The organism is Burkholderia sp. Se-20378 (assembly GCF_017104665.1).
Classification (GTDB): Bacteria; Pseudomonadota; Gammaproteobacteria; order Burkholderiales; family Burkholderiaceae; genus Burkholderia; species Burkholderia lata.
On sequence record NZ_JAAGPG010000789.1, the window covers coordinates 1 to 2,593 of the forward strand.

At 68.8% G+C, this 2,593-nt stretch carries 2 protein-coding genes and 1 pseudogene; 2 read left to right on the top strand and 1 reads right to left on the bottom strand.

Annotated elements, in window-relative coordinates:
- Positions 1–135 precede the first annotated feature (135 nt).
- Positions 136–1,491, top strand: coding sequence for a sigma-54 dependent transcriptional regulator (locus tag G3N93_RS37540; RefSeq protein WP_174936206.1), 1,356 nt, complete (start codon positions 136–138; stop codon positions 1,489–1,491).
- 97 nt (positions 1,492–1,588) lie between these two features.
- Here G3N93_RS37540 and G3N93_RS37545 read toward each other — a convergent pair whose 3' ends face one another.
- Positions 1,589–2,125, bottom strand: a complete 537-nt coding sequence (locus G3N93_RS37545; RefSeq protein ID WP_206135286.1) for a TlpA disulfide reductase family protein — start codon at positions 2,123–2,125, stop codon at positions 1,589–1,591.
- Positions 2,126–2,285: 160 nt separating this feature from the next.
- Between G3N93_RS37545 and G3N93_RS37550 the strand changes: the two are divergent.
- A pseudogene (locus G3N93_RS37550) lies at positions 2,286–2,593 on the top strand (hypothetical protein); the annotation flags it as partial.

Sequence of the window (2,593 nt, forward strand, 5' to 3'; positions counted from 1 at the left end):
TTCATCCGGACTCCGTGTCCGAGCCGGCGGGCTCGCGCTAGGCGCGCCACGCCGCCCGCCCGATCGGCGCACGATCGGTATCAACGACGCCGCGCGCGCTGCCGCCGCGCGGCCCGTCAGGAGCAAGTGAGTACGATGGCCAACCGGCTGCAAGTGATCTATATCGAAGACGATGCGCTCGTTCGCCGGGCAAGCGTGCAGAGCCTTCAACTGGCGGGGTTCGACGTCGCCGGCTTCGAGTCGGCCGAAGCGGCCGAGAAGGCGATCGTCGCGGATAACGCCGGCGCGATCGTCAGCGACATCCGGCTGCCCGGCGCGAGCGGGCTCGACGTGCTCGCGCAGTGCCGCGAGCGCGTGCCCGACGTGCCCGTGATCCTCGTCACGGGGCACGGCGACATCTCGATGGCCGTGCAGGCAATGCGCGACGGCGCGTACGACTTCATCGAAAAACCGTTCGCGGCCGAGCGCCTGATCGAGACGGTGCGCCGCGCGCTCGAGCGCCGCGAGCTCGTGCTCGAGAACCACGCGCTGCGGCGCGAGCTGGCCGGGCAGAACGTCGTCGCGCCGCGCATCATCGGCCGCAGTCCCGCGATCGAGCAGGTACGCAAGCTGATCGCGAACGTCGCGCCGACCGATGCGTCGGTGCTGATCAACGGCGACACCGGCGCCGGCAAGGAGCTGATCGCGCGCAGCCTGCACGAGCTGTCGCCGCGCCGCGACAAGCCCTTCATCGCGGTAAATTGCGGCGCGCTGCCCGAGCCGATGTTCGAGTCGGAGATGTTCGGCTACGAGCCCGGCGCGTTCACCGGCGCCGCGAAGCGCCGCGTCGGCAAGCTCGAATATGCGTCCGGCGGCACGTTGTTCCTCGACGAAATCGAAAGCATGCCGCTCGCGCTGCAGGTGAAGCTGCTGCGCGTGCTGCAGGACGGCGTGCTGGAGCGGCTCGGCTCGAACCAGCCGATCCGCGTGAACTGCCGCGTCGTCGCGGCCGCGAAGGGCGACATGAGCGAGCTGGTCGCGGCCGGCACGTTCCGGCGCGACCTGCTGTACCGCCTCAACGTCGTGACGATCGCGCTGCCGCCGCTGGCCGAGCGCCGCGAGGACATCGTGCCGCTGTTCGAGCACTTCATGCTCGATGCGGCCGTGCGTTACGCGCGGCCCGCGCCGGTGCTGACCGACCGGCAGCGCGCGAGCCTGATGCAGCGCGACTGGCCCGGCAACGTGCGCGAGCTGCGCAACGCGGCCGACCGCTTCGTGCTCGGCGTGGCCGACATGCCGCAGGAGACGGGCGCGAGCGGCGACGACGCCGACAACGAGCAGACGCTGAAGGAGCGCATCGAGCAATTCGAGCGCGCGGTGATCGCCGAGGCGTTGAACCAGACGGGCGGCGCGGTCGCCGCAACGGCCGACCGGCTGCATGTCGGCAAGGCGACGCTGTACGAGAAGATGAAGCGCTACGGGCTGTCGGCGAAAGGCGAAACCGAGCGCTGAAAAGCAAACGGACCGCGGAACCGGGTTGCCCGGTCGTGCGGTCCGTCGTGCGGGGAAGGGCGCGATGCGCGGCCCTTCGAGCCGGATCGGGCGGCGCTCAGGCCGCGTTGCTGCCGAGTGCCTTCTTGAGCAGCGCGTCGAGTTCCGCGAACTGCGGTGCGCCGACGTAGCGCTTCAGGATCTTGCCGTCCTTGTCGACGACGAAGGTCGTCGGCGTGAGCTGCACGTTGCCGAACTGCTTCGCGACGCTGCCGTCGTCGAGCGCGACCTTGAACGGCAGCTGACGCGTCTGCGCGTAGTTCGCGACGTACATCGGCGGATCGTAGTTCATCGCGACCGCGACGAATTCCAGCCCCTGACCCTTGAAGCGATTATAGGTATCGACCATCTGCGGCATTTCCTGCATGCAGGTTGCGCAGCTCGTCGCCCAGAAGTTCACGAGATAGACCTTGCCTTTCAGGTCGCCTGCAGTCGAGACCTTCTGGCCCGACAGCAGCGTGAACGTGGCGTCCGGCACGCTGGACTTGCCGTTGAACGCGAAGAAGCCGGCAACGGCGATCGCCGCGACAACGACGGCGGCGACGACGTAGCGGACGGGGCCGGCGCTGCGGCGGGCGGGGGGCGTGGTGTTCATCTGGTGCTCTCGGAGTCGGTCGATGACGCGGGTCAATGCAAAGGACATCGAAATTCGGCGCTCATTTTAGCGCGAATGCGGCAAGCGTACCGACGGCAGCTGCGCATCCCGGAATTCACGTTCGGCGGATAATGCCCGTTTTGCCTGCCCGATCCACGCCATGCCGAAGGAAGTCACCGTTTCGTTGCGCCCCCTTTTTCGTCCGCTGCGACACTTCGCCGCGCTCGCGAGTGTGAGCGTCGCGCTGGCCGCGTGCTCGCCGTCGTACGACTGGCGCACGCTGCACAACGACGCCGGCTACACGATCGACCTGCCGGCGAAGCCGACCGTCGAGGAGCAGCCGGTGGCGATCGGCGGCGCGTCGATGCCGATGCGGATGCAGGCCGCGCACGTTGACGGCGCGGTGTTCGCGGTCGGCACGCTGACGCTCCCGGACGACCGCGACGACACGCGCCGCGCGGCGCTCGA